The sequence below is a fragment of the Aeromonas sp. 102P genome (assembly GCF_051920345.1).
Classification (GTDB): Bacteria; Pseudomonadota; Gammaproteobacteria; order Enterobacterales; family Aeromonadaceae; genus Aeromonas; species Aeromonas veronii.
In genome coordinates this window covers 3195993-3210337 of record NZ_JBQBCZ010000001.1, presented here as the reverse complement: position 1 = coordinate 3210337, position 14345 = coordinate 3195993, and the positions used below count along the sequence as shown (strand labels likewise).

Below are 14345 nucleotides of genomic sequence, written 5' to 3'. Positions count from 1 at the left end.
ATCATGCTGTTACTCTTTTCCCCCCGTTTAACTGCCCGTCTGGCGCTCCTGTTGGTTGCGTTTGGCCTGCTGTTGCCCCGCGCGCTGGCGGAAACGGCCGCAGAGAGCCGGGCGACGGCGGTCAGGGAGCTGGTGCTCGATATCATGAGTTACACCCGCTGGCCCACCGAGCCTGCGGTGCTGCGTATGTGCGTGGCGGCGCCGACTGAATATGCCGGCGCCCTCTTTACCATCGATCGTCAGGGCAATGGCCGTACCGTGCAGGTCCATCGTTACGAGGCGAGCGATCCGGCCATCAGCGATCACTGCGATGTGCTCTATCTGGGAGTGCTCGACGAGCCGACCCGGATTGCGCTGTTTGCCCGCCTGCAGGGACACCCAGTGCTCAGCATCAGCGAATACAACTACGACTGCTCCACCAGCTCGGTGTTCTGCCTGCAGACCTCGCCGGACAGCGTGCGGGTGCGGTTTAAAGTGAACCTCGATGCCCTGGCCCTGAGCGGCGTGCGGGTGCATCCCGCCGTGCTCAAGCTGGCCCATGCCGACAAGGGGGTTCCATGAGACGACAGGTGAGCGCGGCTCCCCGCCGTCTGACCCTGCGTCAGAGCCTGGGGCGAACCCATCTGGTGGCCGCCATCACAGCCGTCAGCGTGGCAGGACTCTTTTTTACTCTGGTGGCCCTGCTGGTAGTGCGTTTTTACGCCGACCACAATCTGGAGCTGGTAGCCCGCGCCATCAGCTACAGCGCCGAGGCGGCGGTGGTGTTCCACGATGAGGAGGCGGCGAGCGAGGCGCTCAGTGGCATCGTTGCCAAGGAAGAGGTGGCCGAAGCCACTATCGTGCTGACCAATGGCCAGCTGCTCGCCAGTTGGGAGCGCCCCAGAAGCAACCCGCTGGTGACGCTCGAAGACTATCTGGCCCAACTGCTGATGCCAGGGCCTGTCAAACTCCCCATGCTGCGGGGTGGTGAGCTGATTGCCACCATAGAGCTGCGCGGTCATGGCGCGTATCTGTTGCTGTTCTTGCTCTCGGCGCTGCTGGTGATGGTAGTTTGCCTGATGCTGAGCGCCATGGTGGCACTCTATGTGGCCGACCGGATGCAGGTCTCCATCACCGCACCGCTGCGCAAACTGGCACTTGTCGCCCACTCGGTACGTCGACAACGCACCCTGGGGATGCGGGCGCCACCGGCCGATATCGTCGAGATTAACGAGCTGGGGGATGACTTCAACTCCCTGCTGGACGAGCTGCAAGCCTGGCAGGCCCAGCAGGCCCGCGAAAATGCCAGCCTGCTCCATCAGGCGACTCACGATGCCCTTACCGGACTGCCCAATCGCGCCCTGTTTGAAGCGCGGCTCGCGCAGGCCATCTCCCTCGGCGAGCAAGAGGGGTTTGCGCTGCTCTATCTCGACTGCGATCGTTTCAAGCAAATTAATGACACGCTGGGGCACAACGCCGGTGACGATGTGCTGATCGCGCTCTCAAGACGGGTGCAGCATCAGCTGCGTCCGGATGATCTGGTGTTTCGCCTCGGTGGTGACGAGTTTGCGGTGCTGGTTGGTCCACTCCAGCGACAGCATGAGGTGGAAGAGGTGATTGGCCGCATCCAGCAGGCGATGAGCGAACCGGTGGCGCTGCGTGACGGTCGTCAGCTGGTGGCCGAGGTGAGTGTCGGCTTCGCCGTCTATCAGGCGGGTATGAGAGCCAGCGTGCTGTGTGATCAGGCCGATGCAGCCATGTATCTGGCGAAACGGGCGCGCCGCAGCGAACAGCAAACCATCGCCTGACTGGCAAGAATAACAACATAAACAAGGAGCAAACCATGAAGATCACCCACCTGTTGAAAGTGACCCTGCTGGGGTTGATGTTGTCGCTGCTGGCCGGTTGCCAGAGCGCGCCCAAAGGGTTGACCCCGGAGCAAATCGCCGTGCTCAAGGAGCAGGGCTTTTATCTGACCGATGAGGGGTGGACGCTGGATCTGGCCAACCGGGTGCTGTTTGCCAACAACGTGGGGGCGCTCAATCCCCAGACTCGTCAATCCGTTGAAAAACTGGGTAAAACACTGCTTGGCGTAGGGTTGGACAAGGCGCGGGTGGATGGGCACACCGATAATACCGGCGAGAGCAGCTACAACCAGCAACTCTCCCTGAAGCGGGCCCAGTCGGTGGCCGATGTGCTGGTCTCGGTCGGCATGAAGCCAGCCAATCTGGAGATCCATGGCCGTGGCGAGACCATGCCGCTGGCGGATAACAAGACCAGAGAGGGCCGGGCCGCCAACCGCCGGGTTGCCATCGTCATCAGCGATCAATAACCCTTCTCATCATTTCATTACCCATAAAAAAGAGCGCCCGATCGGCGCTCTTTTTGATCGCGACAACTGGGGTCGCGAGGGCATGTGGGGCAGGGTTACTGCGCGCTATTTTGCCCGTTATTGTCGTGATGGCTGCGCAGGCGGATGTTGATCATCTCCACCACCAGCGAGAAGGCCATTGCGAAGTAGATGTAGCCCTTCGGAATATGCAGGTCCATCCCCTCGGCCATCAGGGCGAAGCCCACCAGGGTGAGGAAGGAGAGGGCCAGCATCTTGATGGTGGGGTGGGCATCGACGAAATCACCGATGGATTTGGCGGCAAACATCATGATGAAGACGGCGATCATGATGGCCAGCACCATCACCGGCACGTGATCGGCCATGCCGACCGCGGTGATCACCGAGTCGAGGCTGAACACGATATCGAGGATGGCGATCTGGATCAGGGTGCTGATAAAGCCCGAGGCCGCTTTGCTGACGCTCTCCGGCTCGGCCGCCCCTTCCAGGGTGACGTGGATCTCGTGAGCACTCTTGCCGATGAGGAACAGGCCCCCCAGCAGCAGGATCAGATCACGGCCGGAGATGGCTTCACCCAGCACGGTGAAGAGCGGATCGGTGAGGCGCATCACCCAGGCCAGTGAGAGCAGCAGCAGGATCCGGGTACCCATGGCGAGCCCCAGACCCAGAATACGCGCTTTTTGACGCTGCGCCTCCGGCAGGCGACCTACCAGGATGGAGATAAAGATGATGTTGTCGATGCCCAGCACGATCTCGAGCAGGGTAAGGGTGGCGAGTGCGACCCAGGCAGAGGGATCAAGAACCCATTCCAGCATGATTGAACCTTGGTTGAAAATTGGTTGGAAAATTGAAGCAGCGCATTCTAGCAGGGGCGCCACTGCTTGTCCCAGAGGGGGGAAAAGATAAAAATGGTGGCCATCGCAAGGGAGGGTGGCATGTTTCGATTAGGGTTCATTATTAATCCGGTCGCCGGGATTGGTGGCGCAGTGGGGCTCAAGGGCAGTGACGGCGTGGTGGATGAGGCGCTTGCTCGTGGTGCCGTGCCCAAGGCGCAGGAGCGGGCGCGGCAAGCCTTGTTGCCACTGTGCGAGCTGAGCGTCCCGTTCGAACTGCTGACGGTGGCGGGAGAGATGGGGGAGGCGGTGGCCCGAGAGCTGGGATTGCCCTGTCGGGTCATCTATCAACCGGTCGGGGAGAGCACCTCGGCCGATGATACCCGCCACGCCGCTGAGTTGATGCGCGAAGCCGGGGTCGATCTGCTGCTGTTTGCCGGTGGCGATGGCACGGCGCGGGATATCTGCGCCGCGGTGGGGGAGTCTTGCCATGTGCTCGGCATTCCCGCGGGGTGCAAGATCCACTCCGGCGTCTACGGGGTGACGCCTGCCGCCAGCGGGCGGGTGGTGGCGCGGATGATCGCAGGGGAACTGCTCAGCCTGATCGATGCCGAGGTGCGCGACATCGACGAGGAGGCGTTTCGCGCGGGCAAGGTGCGGGCCCGCCACTACGGCCAGCTGAAGGTGCCCGGCGATCTGCGTTACGTACAGGCGGTAAAACAGGGGGGCAAGGAGTCCGAAGAGCTGGTCTTGGCGGATCTCGCCGCCGGTGTGGTGGAGCAGATGGAGCCCGATACCCTCTATCTGATGGGCTCCGGCAGCACGGTGGCAGCCTGTATGGCAGAGCTCGGTCTGGAAAATACTTTGCTCGGTGTGGATCTGGTGGAAAATGGCCGACTTATCGGGCAGGATCTCAGCGCCGCCGAGATCCTGACCCGGATCCGCGGCCGTCGCTGCCGACTGATCATTACCCTGATCGGCGGACAGGGACATCTGTTCGGGCGCGGAAATCAGCAATTGAGTCCTGAGGTGATTCGGTGTGTCGGGCTGGAGAATATCCAGGTGCTGGCAACCAAAGCCAAGCTTGCCGCCCTTGCGGGCAGGCCGCTGCTGGTGGACACCGATGATCCCGAATTAAACCGGGCGTTGCGTGGTTATCTGCGAATAACCACGGGATACAAGGATCAGGTCATCTACCCGGTGGCCAACCCGGAATAGGACGCCAAGGACGCTGCTGGCCTGGCGCCAGAGAGCTGCAATCAACCGGATTGCGGTTCCATACCCCCGAATTTTTTGCCGCAAATGAGGCTGCGTTACATGACGATTCACGATTTTGAGCACAAGTTGTTGGGACTGATCGACAGCATGGTTGCTACCGCGACCGACGATGAGCTGTTTGCGGGGGGTTACCTGCGAGGTCATATCTCATTGGCCGTTGCCCGGGCCGAGTTGGAAGGCAAGACCCTGGTGCGGGACGTCAAGAGCTATGTGCTGCGCAGCCTCAACGAGGCGATCTTGCAAGGTGAGCTTTCTGAAGAGGATGAAAAACTGGTGCAGGCGATGTGGAGTCGTTTGCAACAAGACGCAGAAGCTTGATCGGATACACAATTCAAACTGAAGTTTGAGTTTATCCTTCCCCTGAAGTTAGTGAAAGGTTAATAATAAGTTTCGCCTTTTGTTTCAGGGATTAAACTATGGCCTCCTCCTCACGCATTGCCAATAAACTGCCGCTCGAGATGCTCTATCACTGGGAGCGGCAGTGTCCTGATCGAACCTACCTGCGTCAAACCATCAACCGCGAATATGTCGATTTCACCTGGGGTGAAGTGGCCGATGAAGCGCGGCGGATGGTGACGGCCTTGCGTCACCTCGGTCTGGTGGCCGGTGACAAGGTGGCGCTGCTCTCCAAGAACTGCGCCCAGTGGTTTATCGCCGATCTGGCGATGCAGATGGGGCAGTATGTGAGCGTGCCCATCTACCCGACTGCCAACGTCGATACCATCGAATATGTGCTGCGCCATAGCGAGGCCAAAGCGATCTTCGTCGGCAAGCTGGATGACTGGAAGAGTCAGGAGGCGGGCGTACCCGCCGATCTGCTGCGCATCGCCTTCCCCTATGACACCATGCCAGCCAGCCACCAGTGGGACGATCTGCTGGAGGCGCATGAGCCGATCCCTGACAGCCCGGTGCAGGCCCCTGACTCCCTGCTGAGTCTGGTCTACACCTCCGGCAGTACCGGCAAGCCGAAAGGGGCCATGCTGAGCGTCGAGCGTTACGCCTGGTCGTGCGAGAAGCTGGTGGAGACGGTGAGCCTGAGCCAGGCCGATCGGGGTTTCTCCTATCTGCCGCTGGCCCACATTACCGAGCGGGTCTACATCTACGGCGGCAGCCTCTATGGCGGCGCTACCATCGCGTTCCCTGAATCCCTCGACACCTTTATCGAAGATGTCAAACGCTGCCGTCCCACCGTCTTTATCTCGGTGCCGCGGCTGTGGGCCATGTTCCGCATCAAGATCCACGAGAAGCTGCCCCAGAACAAACTGGCGTTGCTGCTCAAGATCCCGCTTATCTCCGGCCTTATCAAACGCAAGCTGCAAAAGGGGCTTGGGCTGGATCAGGCCCGGGTACTCGGCTGCGGCTCTGCGCCTGTCTCTCCTGCGCTGCTTGAGTGGTATCTGAGCATCGGCCTCAAGGTGACGGAAGCCTGGGGTATGACCGAGAACCACGCCTACTCAACCATCAACTACCCGTTCCGCGCCGACAAGATCGGCACCGTCGGCAAGGCGGGGATCGGGGTGACCATCAAGATCTCCGAGGAGGGGGAGATCCTCTGCCGCTGCGAAGGGATGATGCTGGGTTACTACAAGGATCCCGAGCACAGCGCCGAGGCCATCGATGCCGAGGGGTGGCTCCACACCGGCGACATGGGCAAGCTGGACCGGGAGGGTTACCTCACCATCACCGGCCGGATGAAGGATGTGTTCAAGACCGCCAAGGGCAAGTATGTGGCGCCGGTGCCCATCGAGGGACTGCTGGGGCAGGAGCCCATTATCGAACAGCTCTGCGTGATTGGTTACGGCATGCCCCAGCCTATTGCGCTGGTGCAGCTGGCCGAGAGTGCCATGAAGGGCAATCGGGAGGAGGTCAACGCCAGACTGGAAGCGGCGCGGGTTCGGGTCAACGATCAGCTGGAATCTCATGCCAAAATTCGCGGCATTCTGGTAGTGAAGACTCCCTGGAATATCGAGAACGGCGTGCTGACTCCCACCATGAAGATCAAGCGTCACCTGCTGGAGCAAAAGTACGCCCAGGTCGGGGATCGCTGGCCCTCATCCCAAGTGGTGGTGTGGGAGGAGTAAATTCCGTCTTTCCATAGCGCAACAAACAACAACGGCCCTTGATGGGCCGTTGTTGTGTTTGGGGCATCTCACTCGCCGCCATTTGGCGGGCAAGTGAGATGCGTACTCCCGGTTAGATCTGCGCCAGCGCGGCGGCCAGATCGGCGATCAGATCGTCCGCATCTTCTACCCCGATGCTGAAGCGGATGAGGTCGTCGTTGACCCCGGCGGCGAGGCGGCTCGCCTCGTCCATGGCGGCGTGGGTGGTACTGGCCGGATGGCAGGCCAGACTCTCGAGATCCCCCAGACTCACCGCCTGCACGAATAGCTGCAGGTTGTCGAGCAGGGTAGCGCAGCGCTCAAACCCGCCTTCCAGCTCAATGCTCACCATGCCGCCAAAGCCGCTGGCGAAGGCGCTGAGAGCATCGTGGCCCGGATGGTTGGCAAGCCCCGGGTAGATCACCTTCTTCACCGCCGGATGTGCCGCCAGAAACTCGGCCACTTTCTGCGCATTGTGCAGGTGGGCATCCATCCGCAGTGGCAGGGTCTTGACCCCACGCTGCAGCAGGTAGGCCTCCTGCGGGCCGATGGGGGAGCCGATATGCTTGAGGGCCACGGTGCGGATCGACTTCATCAGGGCGTGAGAGCCCGCCACCACCCCGGCGATGATGTCGCCGTGGCCGCCCAGATATTTGGTGCCGCTGTGCATCACTACATCGACCCCGAGCTCCAGCGGACGCAGCAGGTAGGGGGTGAGGAAGGTGTTGTCACACACTGTGATGGCGCCCACCTTGCGGGCCGCTTCCACCACCAGCCGCGGATCCACCACCTTGAGGGTGGGGTTGGTCAGGGTTTCGAACAGTACCACCTTGGTAGCAGGGCGGATGTTGGCCAGCAGATCCCGGTCGCTCTCGTAAGCGGTGACCTTGATACCGGCGCGGCTGAAGGTCTGCTTGAGGAACGCATCGGTGCCGCCGTAGAGCGGGCCGATATAGCCCACCTCATCGCCGCTGTCGGCCAGGGCATACATGATGGCGCTCACCGCCGCCATGCCGCTCGCCACCACCAGCGCTTCGTCAGCCCCTTCCAGCGCCGCCAGTTTCTGCTCCAGCTCGGCGGTGGTGGGGTTGCCAAAGCGGCTGTAGATAAAGCCGGGGGCCTGACCTGCGAAACGATCCTTGCCCGCTTGAGCGTTGAAGTAGCTGAAGGTGCTGCTCTGGTAGAGCGGGGTGGTGAGGGCACCGGTCTGGGGGTCGATCCGCTGGCCGCTGTGCACGCTCATGGTTTTGAATTTCATCGTGTTGCTCCGTGATGGCCAGGCTCTGGCCATGACTTGTTTTGTTGCTTGTTGTTTTTGTCAGGGCGGGTATATCCATGCTGCTTGTGGCTTATGCATATACCCGCCGGCGGATCTCTGCGCTGCTCAGACCGGTATCGCTTCGCTTTCAGTGCGTGGGAGGCGAGCGGGTTCCCCATAGTGGCGGGCCGCCACATCCGGGTGGGAGCGCAGCCGCCCTTTCAGCACGTTCTCCCCCACCTGATTAAAGAGCGGGTTGGTCGGGTCACTCTCCGGCCCTTGCGCCTGCGCTGCCAGCGCGGGGGAGAGGCTGAGCAGGGGCACGGTGGCATAGAGCCGCGCCGCCATAAAGAAGGCGCAGGAGAGGCGCGATACGCCGGGCGGCGGGCTCACCACCCGATGCAGGGTCGCCTTGAGATAGCCGTTGGAGGCCAGCTCAAGCAGCTCGCCGATATTGACCACCAGCGCACCCGGCAGGGGGGGCGCGGAGATCCAGCCGTTGGCCGTCTCGACCTCAAGCCCCGAATGATTGTCCTGCATCACCAGCGTCAGGTAGCCGGGATCCTTGTGGGCGCCGACCCCTTGACTGCTGCCACCCGCCTCTTGCCCCGGGTAGTGAATCAGCTTCATGTGCTGGTAGGGGGCGCCGCGAATACTGTCGTCAAACACGTTGGCCGGTTGCTCCAGCACCTCGGCGAAGGCCGCGAGCAGGGTGAGGGTGATATCGCTCAGCCGCTCCTGCCATGCCAGCAGATGGCCTTTCATCTCTGGCAGTGCGGCCGGCCACTGGTTGGGGCCGATCAGCCGCTGCCAGGGTTCACGGATCTGCGCCGCAGGCAGGGCTTGCGCCTCATTCATGATATCGAACTGCTCTCGCAGATCCGGCCGCTGGCGGGTCAGCTCTGCACCGACCCGGTTGTAGCCGCGAAAGTGGGGGCTGTTGACCATCTGCACCGCCAGCTTCTCCTGCTCCGGCAGGGCAAAGAAGCGCTCTGCCAGCGCCAGGGTCTCTAGCATCTCAACCTTGCTCAAGCCGTGGCCGACCAGATAGAAAAAGCCCACATCGCGGGCGGTCGCGGCCAGCCTGGCCAGCATAGGGCGACGCACCTCGGGCGCCCCCTTGAGGGCAGCCAGATCGATGATCGGCAGTGGTGAATGTTCCATGTGCACCTCCTCACTCTTTCGTTATCTCTGGCGCCATCTCTTGCACTGCCTCCGCTGTTGGCAGACCTGATAAGCGGCAAACGGGATGGCGCGACAGTGTGGCGCCATCTGGGATAAAGGGGATGCTACTGTTCGGTGTTATAAGACGGAAACAACAAATTATTCTTAGTTATATACAAAATCCGAAATGGAATTCGGAAACTGATGGGCTGAAGGTTTTTTGCGCAGCCATTGCGGGGTAAAGAGGCAATGATGAGGGGGAGAGTGATAACCAGAGGTAAGTTACCAGCGGCAAAAATGACCAAAACAGAAAATGGCCAAAACAGAAGGGAGGCGGATGCCTCCCTTCTGGTTGAGCGGGTGTTCACCTGACCGGATGGACAGGCGAGTGACCGCGCATTCTGGCCTTAACCGATTGCTGGCTCTCAGTAACCCAGGGTAAAGCGTTGGCGCTGGTGAGCCGGTTTTTCCACCTCGTTCAGCACACCGTCAGCCAGATCACCGGCGGTGATCCCGGCAGGCTGTTCGCCGCTAAAGAGCACCTGATCGCCACCAATCCGATAGCCGCCGCGTTTCTCGCCCGGTTCGAGGAACACCGGGGGAGAGACAAAGCGCCAGTCGAGGGTGGTTTCACGACGCAGGGCGGTGAGACCGTCGCGGGCCGCCAGCGCCCCCTGTTTCCACTCGGCCGGGAACTCAGGGGTATCCACCAGTTGCACGCCGGGGGCAACCTCCAGACTGCCGGCGCCACCTACTACCAGCAGCCAGCTGTTGGCCGCTTTGGCTGCTGCGACGATCGCGTTGGCGCCCTTGAGGTACTGGTCGTAGATATCCGGTGTGGTCCAGCCCGGGTTGTAGGCGCTGATCACCCGATCGTGCCCCTTGAGCACCTCGGCCAATGCCTGCGGGTTTTGGGCATCTACCGCCACGGCGGTGACCTGCGGATGGGCGGCCACCTTGCTGATATCGCGGACGATGGCGGTGACGTGATGGCCGCGGCTGATGGCCTCGTTCAGGATGGCTGAACCGACAAAACCACTGGCACCGATCAGGGCAATCTTCATGGGGAACTCTCCTTCACTGTTGGAATGGGGCTATCCTACGCCGCCATTTATGATTTAATAATCACCTCAAAAATGCATTCACTTATAAGCTGGATTTAATAATGGAACAGCTCAGACGTTACGCCATCTTCGCCGCTGTTGTGGAAGCGGGCAGCATGACAGGGGCGGCCAAATCCCTTGGCATGACCCCCTCCGCCGTCAGTCAGCATATCAGTCAGCTGGAGAGCCTGCTCGGACTGCCCCTGCTCCATCGCTCCACCCGTCGTCTCAGTCTGACCGAGGCGGGAGAGGTGGTGTGGCAAGGGTGCCGGGCGTTGCAGCAGACTCTGAGCGAGACCGAGCTGCGCCTCTCGGAGGTGCGTGATGCCCTGCTCGGGGAAGTGCGGATCACCGCCCCGGTGGGGATGGCGGGCCAGCCGCTGGCACTGGCCCTCTCACCGCTGCTGCAGGCCCACCCCGGCCTCACCATCCAGATCATCGCCGACGACGAGAAACGGGATCTCATTGCCGAGCGGATCGACGTGGCATTGCGGGTCGGCACCTTGCCCGACTCAACCCTGGTGGCCCGCAAGCTGGGCCAGACCCGGATGTTGCTCTGCGCCGCCCCCGCCTATCTGGCGCGCAAGGGAACACCACGCACCCCCACCGATCTGGCCACTCACGACTGGCTCTGTGGCGACATGCTGGGCAACGGTTTGCTGCTGCAGGATGAGAAGGGGGGCGAGCACAGGGTGAGGTTCAAGGCCAAGGTGCTCTGCAATAACGTGTTGCCCTTGCGCCAGTTTGCGCTGGCGGGGCAGGGGATCTCGCTGCAACCGGAGGGGGAGATTGGCGAGGATCTGGCGCAGGGGCGTCTGCTCGAACTGCTGCCCGGTTTTCGGGTGGCACCGATGGAGATCCACGCCATCACGCCGCAGCGGGAGATCCCGGAGAAGGTGCGACGGGTGGTGGAGGCGCTGCGCAGCTATTTCGGCACGACGATGTCGTCATGAGCTGCGCCTTAATGGTTGAGAAAAGGCCCCCGATTATCCTGAAGGGGAATTATCCATAAGGCGGTTTGTCGAGAAGAGCGATAGCCCGGATGAGGAGATGGGCATACTTGACTGTTAAGTGTACTTAAAACGAACTGACGGCCCGCACCTGATCTTTGAGCCAATTAAGCCCGGTATCCTGACCGGAGCTCTTGTGCCAACTCATGTAGACGGGGCAATCCTCCGAGAGCCAGGGGAGGGGATAGCTGGCCAGATCCAGCGCTTGCCCCAGCTTCTCCATATGCCACTGGCTGGCGACGCAGAGCCAGTCGGTACGACTCACCAGATGAAGGGCGGTGAGCAGGGAGTCGCTCTCGTAGGCAATCTGGCGCGGCGGCAGCGGCGCCTTGGTCAGGGTGTTGAGCAGCAAGCTGTCGAGCCGCCTGGTTTGCAATACCACGTGCTTTTCGTTGAAGAAGGTGGCCATGTCGGGGGCCTGGCGGATCCTGGGGTGATCCTTGCGGCAGGCGATGCGCAGGGCCTGGGACATGACCTGCTCGTTTTCGATCCCCTGCTCCGCCATAGGTTTGGTGGCCAGCACCAGATCCACGCTGTGCAGATAGAGGCTGTTCTGGCGCAGGGCTTCGTCCTGCACCTGGGTGTTCCACTCCAGCTGACAGTTGGGGGCTTGGGTCTGCAGCAGGTTGTTGAGCTCCGGCAGGAAGAAGATATCGATATCGGGCACCCCCGCGATGCGAAAAGTGCGCCGACTGGTCTGGGGATCAAAGAGATCGGTGCGCTGCAGGCTGCGCTCCATGTCGTGCAGCGGCACCATGATCTCGTGGTGCAGACTGAGCGCTCGCGCCGTGGGGGTGATGCCCCGTCCCTGGCGGACAAACAGCGGCTCGCCCACCAGGTTGGTCAGGCGGCTGATGGCCTGGCTGATGGCCGAGGGTGTCATCTCCATCATCTCGGCGGCCGTGGTGACACCACCATAGCGGATCACCGCATCGAGGACGCGAAAGAGATTGAGATCGACTTGAGACATGGTGGCTACCGTTAAGCATGATTAAACAGTTAACATACTGAACAGCCTCTTGTCCGGCCAGCATTCCCTGCGATAACTGTGATGTTTCCCTCTCTATTCGTCACCTTTCATCTTGCCGCGAATGCGATCGAGCCTGTTTTGCAGCCATGCTTGAGCCCGGCAGGTGGCCCGCGGCATAGAGTAGCGCGACCAGCAGCAAGCCGCCCAGAAAGAGCCAGCGAGCGCTTCCCCAATGGCCGCTGTCCGTCATCAGGGCCGCCAGCAACAGGGGGCCAAGCAGCTGACCGAAGTTGGCGAGCTGGACAAAAAAGCCCTGCACGATGGCCAGTTGCACCGGCCCCTGACTCACTCCCTGCGCAGACGAGAGGATGGCTGGCGGCGCCATACCGCCCGCCAGGGAGAGGGCGAGGCAGAGTCCATAGGCCCACCACGGCGACAGGCCGGGCCAGAAGGCAAGCATGCCGCACAGCGCCATCAGGCCCAGTGCCCAGCTGATGAGCCGATCTCGCGCTACGCCCCTGCGCAGCAGCCATGCCCCCATCAGGTTGCCGGGAATATTGGCGACCACCGCCAGCGCCGAAAGCAGGGCAATCTGGCTTTGGCCAATCCCGGGAGTGCCTTGCAACATGGTTGGCAGCCAGACAAAGAGCGCCCAGAGCATCAGGCTGTAGAGCGTGAACGCCAACCCGTAGCGCCAGAGTGTCAGTTGTCGGAGCACCGTGAGCTGGCGCAGTGGGCGGCCTGCGTTAGCCGCGCTTTGGGGCCCCCCGACCCGCAGCCCATCTGCCGAGCGACTGGCGAGCAGAAGCAGCAGGGCAGAGAGTTGCGGGATCATCAGGCTCAGCCAGGCCAGTCGCCAGCCACCTTGCGCCGTGAGCCAGGGGGTGAGCAGCATACCCGCCGCCGCCCCGAGGGGCAGGTTGACTGCCCACAGGCTTATGGCCAGCCGTTTATCCTCCTCCCGGGTCACCGCCACGATAAAGGCGGGCATGGCCACCGAGACCAGCAAAAAGCCAATCCCCTCGACAATGCGCGACAGCAGCATCATGGCCAGCCCGGTGGCGGGCAGCGCCAACGCACCGCCTGTGACGATAACCAAAAGCCCGACAACCCCGGTTTGCCGCCCACTCCAGCGGGTCAGCAACAGGCCGAGAAAGAGGCTGAAGAGGATCGCCAGCGTATTGAAAGCTGAGGCGAGATAGCTGGCTTCGACCAGTGTCAGCCCCAGCTCGCTGCGCAGTATGCCGAGTACGGCGGGCACTTTGCCAAGGCAGAGGGCGCCGCTGGCACCGGCAAAAATGGCGAGGAAGACCAGAGGCCAGCGCGTGCTTTGTGGCTGGTGGCCAGCGAGCGTGCTCATGGCCGATATTGGCCGTTGCGCAGCCACTCATCGTTGAGCTGACCAAATTCGCCGCGCTGATAGGCATGCAGCCGATCTGCAATGGCGTCGTGGCTGTTCATGACGAAGGGGCCATGTTTGACCAGGGGTTCATTGAGCGCCTGGCCTGAGAGCAGCACGAAGTGGCAGGGCTCGGTGGCCTCAAGCTGCAGAGCCACCGCCTCGCCGCCCTCGGCAGAGAGGCTGACACCCATCCCGTGACCTGCCGGGATGAGGTGCCGCTCTCCCTCCGCCTGCAGGGTCAGCGATCCGGTCAGGGGATAGATCATGGCATTCCAGCCTGCCGCCAGCAGATGGGTGAAGCGGCTGCCGGGCGCGCAATGGCCATCGAGCAGGGTAAAGGGTTGGGGCAGCTCTGCCGAGTGTGGCGCCGTTATCCCGTTGCTGTGGCCTGCGACCGCCCGTACTCGCACCCCTTCGCCATGAAACTCGGGGATGGTGGCAGCGGCTGCGTGGACGGCAAAAGGCGACATCATCTTTTGACGGGCAGGCAGGTTGACGAAGATCTGCAGGGCGTGGACATAGGGCGATGTCCCTTCCGGCTGCTCGGTATGTACAGCCCCGCGCCCGGCCGCCAGCCAGTGGAGCGCGCCCGGTTCGATGGGGCCCTGATTGCCGAGGGAGTCGTAGTTGACGTGGGGGCTCTTCGAATCCTCGAACAGATAGGTGACGGCAGAGATCCCGGCGTGGGGATGGGGCTCGAAGGTGGGGGCGGTCATCTGGAAGTGATCCACCATCACCACGGGGTCTATCAGACCGTTGAAAAAGTGTTCGCCAAAATGGCTGGCTTCAAAGCCGCTGCCAATGCGCAGCGGTTGGCCCTTGACGGGGGCGGAGAGAGTCAGGCGTCTGGTCATCGATATAACCTCTTGAAGACAAAAGAAGCCTTCGGTCATCTGACC

At 61.8% G+C, this 14345-nt stretch carries 14 protein-coding genes; 7 read left to right on the top strand and 7 right to left on the bottom strand.

The annotated features are described in order from the left end of the window. Positions 1–3: 3 nt before the first annotated feature. The 3 genes from ACTG1K_RS14935 to ACTG1K_RS14925 are packed head-to-tail and all read left to right on the top strand — an operon-like array spanning position 4 to position 2311. Positions 4–561 (top strand): YfiR family protein, encoded by a 558-nt coding sequence (locus tag ACTG1K_RS14935; RefSeq protein ID WP_101530713.1) that lies wholly within the window; start codon positions 4–6, stop codon positions 559–561. Then, entirely contained in the window at positions 558–1787 is a 1230-nt protein-coding gene (locus tag ACTG1K_RS14930; RefSeq protein WP_440005894.1) for a diguanylate cyclase domain-containing protein, read from the top strand. The genes ACTG1K_RS14935 and ACTG1K_RS14930 overlap by 4 nt, the downstream gene beginning before the upstream one ends. 35 nt (positions 1788–1822) lie before the next feature. Next, the gene (locus tag ACTG1K_RS14925; RefSeq protein ID WP_005333642.1) at positions 1823–2311 is read left to right on the top strand and encodes an OmpA family protein; all 489 of its coding nucleotides are present in this window, start codon (positions 1823–1825) and stop codon (positions 2309–2311) included. Between the two features lie 95 nt (positions 2312–2406). On the opposite strand, the gene ACTG1K_RS14920 is transcribed toward ACTG1K_RS14925, so the two are convergent. Then, on the bottom strand, positions 2407–3144 hold the full coding sequence (locus ACTG1K_RS14920) for a TerC family protein (RefSeq protein WP_005352619.1): 738 nt from the start codon (positions 3142–3144) through the stop codon (positions 2407–2409). A gap of 120 nt (positions 3145–3264) precedes the next feature. Between ACTG1K_RS14920 and ACTG1K_RS14915 the strand changes: the two genes are divergently transcribed. The 3 genes from ACTG1K_RS14915 to ACTG1K_RS14905 all read left to right on the top strand — a co-directional run bounded on the left by ACTG1K_RS14915 (position 3265) and on the right by ACTG1K_RS14905 (position 6521). After that, positions 3265–4380: an ATP-NAD kinase family protein gene (locus ACTG1K_RS14915; RefSeq protein WP_216955417.1), complete on the top strand. Its 1116-nt coding sequence runs from the start codon at positions 3265–3267 to the stop codon at positions 4378–4380. 99 nt (positions 4381–4479) lie between these two features. After that, on the top strand, positions 4480–4758 hold the full coding sequence (locus tag ACTG1K_RS14910; protein WP_005333639.1) for a YfcL family protein: 279 nt from the start codon (positions 4480–4482) through the stop codon (positions 4756–4758). A gap of 98 nt (positions 4759–4856) precedes the next feature. Continuing rightward, a complete protein-coding gene (locus ACTG1K_RS14905) occupies positions 4857–6521 on the top strand; it encodes an AMP-binding protein (protein WP_440005891.1) in 1665 nt (554 codons plus the stop codon). A 112-nt stretch (positions 6522–6633) separates the two neighbouring features. Here the strand turns inward: ACTG1K_RS14905 and ACTG1K_RS14900 are convergent, their stop codons facing one another. The 3 genes from ACTG1K_RS14900 to ACTG1K_RS14890 form a co-directional block, all read right to left on the bottom strand. Next, positions 6634–7797 carry a trans-sulfuration enzyme family protein gene (locus ACTG1K_RS14900; protein ID WP_101530717.1) on the bottom strand — a complete coding sequence of 388 codons (1164 nt, stop codon included), beginning with the start codon at positions 7795–7797 and terminating at the stop codon, positions 6634–6636. 126 nt (positions 7798–7923) lie between these two features. Next, on the bottom strand, positions 7924–8961 hold the full coding sequence (locus ACTG1K_RS14895; RefSeq protein WP_429151135.1) for an isopenicillin N synthase family dioxygenase: 1038 nt from the start codon (positions 8959–8961) through the stop codon (positions 7924–7926). A 425-nt stretch (positions 8962–9386) separates the two neighbouring features. Continuing rightward, positions 9387–10025, bottom strand: a complete 639-nt coding sequence (locus ACTG1K_RS14890) for an NAD(P)-dependent oxidoreductase (protein ID WP_139478079.1) — start codon at positions 10023–10025, stop codon at positions 9387–9389. 101 nt (positions 10026–10126) lie between these two features. Between ACTG1K_RS14890 and ACTG1K_RS14885 the strand changes: the two genes are divergently transcribed. Then, the gene (locus ACTG1K_RS14885; protein ID WP_064337765.1) at positions 10127–11017 is read left to right on the top strand and encodes a LysR family transcriptional regulator; all 891 of its coding nucleotides are present in this window, start codon (positions 10127–10129) and stop codon (positions 11015–11017) included. A gap of 124 nt (positions 11018–11141) precedes the next feature. Here ACTG1K_RS14885 and ACTG1K_RS14880 read toward each other — a convergent pair whose 3' ends face one another. The 3 genes from ACTG1K_RS14880 to ACTG1K_RS14870 form a co-directional block, all read right to left on the bottom strand. Beyond that, on the bottom strand, positions 11142–12044 hold the full coding sequence (locus ACTG1K_RS14880; RefSeq protein ID WP_440005888.1) for a LysR family transcriptional regulator: 903 nt from the start codon (positions 12042–12044) through the stop codon (positions 11142–11144). Positions 12045–12144: 100 nt separating this feature from the next. Beyond that, positions 12145–13404 (bottom strand): MFS transporter, encoded by a 1260-nt coding sequence (locus tag ACTG1K_RS14875; protein ID WP_335817980.1) that lies wholly within the window; start codon positions 13402–13404, stop codon positions 12145–12147. Continuing rightward, entirely contained in the window at positions 13401–14300 is a 900-nt protein-coding gene (locus ACTG1K_RS14870) for a pirin family protein (protein WP_101530721.1), read from the bottom strand. Before ACTG1K_RS14870 ends, ACTG1K_RS14875 begins: the two co-directional genes overlap by 4 nt. Positions 14301–14345: the final 45 nt, after the last annotated feature.

Excerpts from the sequence above, each read along its gene's own strand:
- ACTG1K_RS14915 (WP_216955417.1), top strand. The coding sequence starts at position 3,265 with ATGTTTCGATTAGGGTTCATTATTAATCCGGTCGCCGGGATTGGTGGC.
- ACTG1K_RS14920 (WP_005352619.1), bottom strand. The coding sequence starts at position 3,144 with ATGCTGGAATGGGTTCTTGATCCCTCTGCCTGGGTCGCACTCGCCACC.
- ACTG1K_RS14900 (WP_101530717.1), bottom strand. The coding sequence starts at position 7,797 with ATGAAATTCAAAACCATGAGCGTGCACAGCGGCCAGCGGATCGACCCC.
- ACTG1K_RS14905 (WP_440005891.1), top strand. The coding sequence starts at position 4,857 with ATGGCCTCCTCCTCACGCATTGCCAATAAACTGCCGCTCGAGATGCTC.
- ACTG1K_RS14895 (WP_429151135.1), bottom strand. The coding sequence starts at position 8,961 with ATGGAACATTCACCACTGCCGATCATCGATCTGGCTGCCCTCAAGGGG.
- ACTG1K_RS14930 (WP_440005894.1), top strand. The coding sequence starts at position 558 with ATGAGACGACAGGTGAGCGCGGCTCCCCGCCGTCTGACCCTGCGTCAG.
- ACTG1K_RS14910 (WP_005333639.1), top strand. The coding sequence starts at position 4,480 with ATGACGATTCACGATTTTGAGCACAAGTTGTTGGGACTGATCGACAGC.
- ACTG1K_RS14880 (WP_440005888.1), bottom strand. The coding sequence starts at position 12,044 with ATGTCTCAAGTCGATCTCAATCTCTTTCGCGTCCTCGATGCGGTGATC.
- ACTG1K_RS14935 (WP_101530713.1), top strand. The coding sequence starts at position 4 with ATGCTGTTACTCTTTTCCCCCCGTTTAACTGCCCGTCTGGCGCTCCTG.
- ACTG1K_RS14885 (WP_064337765.1), top strand. The coding sequence starts at position 10,127 with ATGGAACAGCTCAGACGTTACGCCATCTTCGCCGCTGTTGTGGAAGCG.
- ACTG1K_RS14890 (WP_139478079.1), bottom strand. The coding sequence starts at position 10,025 with ATGAAGATTGCCCTGATCGGTGCCAGTGGTTTTGTCGGTTCAGCCATC.
- ACTG1K_RS14870 (WP_101530721.1), bottom strand. The coding sequence starts at position 14,300 with ATGACCAGACGCCTGACTCTCTCCGCCCCCGTCAAGGGCCAACCGCTG.
- ACTG1K_RS14875 (WP_335817980.1), bottom strand. The coding sequence starts at position 13,404 with ATGAGCACGCTCGCTGGCCACCAGCCACAAAGCACGCGCTGGCCTCTG.
- ACTG1K_RS14925 (WP_005333642.1), top strand. The coding sequence starts at position 1,823 with ATGAAGATCACCCACCTGTTGAAAGTGACCCTGCTGGGGTTGATGTTG.